At 36.1% G+C, this 1,064-nt stretch carries 1 protein-coding gene; it reads left to right on the forward strand.

Features of this window, described 5'->3' with window-relative positions; genetic code table 11:
- The coding region (gene pncB / locus ACP5S8_RS08445; RefSeq protein WP_461876493.1) for a nicotinate phosphoribosyltransferase at positions 1–1,064 on the forward strand (1,064 nt) is incomplete at its 5' end.

Genomic DNA, 1,064 nt, shown 5'->3' on the forward strand with positions numbered 1-1,064 from the left:
CCGGGAATCTTTACTCATTAGACGAAGGTGAAATAGTGTTTCCAAACGAGCCAATAGTGCAAGTAGAAGCTCCTATACTTCAAGCTCAAATAATAGAGACCTTTTTAATAAACACACTTCAGATATCTATTCTCGTGGGAACAAAAGCGTTGAGATGCTATAGTGTAGCTCCAAACAAGACGCTGATAGACTTTGGTATGAGAAGAGCCCACGGAGTAGATGCTGGTATAATAGCTGCAAGGAGTAGTTATATAGGGGGTTTTGCTGGAACTTCAAACGTTGTTGCTGGTAAGATGTTTGATATCCCAATTTACGGAACCATGGCACACTCTTTCATCATGGTCCACGAAACAGAAGAAGAAGCTTTTTGGAATTTTGCATCAGTTTATCCTGATAATACAATCTTTTTAATAGATACTTACGATACAATAGAAGGCGTTAAAAATGCTATAAAAGTTGCAAAGAAAAAAGGGATAAAAATAAAAGGTGTAAGGATAGACAGTGGAAACCTTTTGACGCTTTCAAGAGAGGTAAGGAAAATATTGGACAATAACGGTTTTAGAGATTCTATTATCCTTGCAAGCGGTGGGATAAATGAGTATAAAATAAAAGAGCTCTTAGAGAAAAAAGCTCCAATAGATGCCTTTGGAGTTGGAACAGAACTTGTCACCAGTGCCGACCTACCTTATTTAGACTGCGCTTATAAGCTGGTGGAGTATAGCGGAAAGCCAAAAATGAAACTAGGCTATAAAAAAATTACAATGCCTTACAAAAAACAACTTTACAGAGTTTTTAGAGATGGAAAGATGCTGAAAGATATAGTATCGCGTTTTGATGAAAACATACAAGACGGCGTAAAGATATTGAAGCTTTACGTAAAAGATGGAAAGCTTATAGAAAACATACCATCTTTGCATGAGATAAAACAAAAAACATTAACAAACTTTAAAGCAGTACCAGATATACTAAAATCTTTGACACAACATATAACCTTATTACCAGAAATATCGCAGCAGCTCTCAAAATCCATGGAAGAGCTTGAGAGCTCATTAAAAGCTTTATAG

This window comes from Hydrogenobaculum sp. (genome assembly GCF_049967395.1).
In the GTDB taxonomy this organism is placed as follows: Bacteria; Aquificota; Aquificia; order Aquificales; family Aquificaceae; genus Hydrogenobaculum.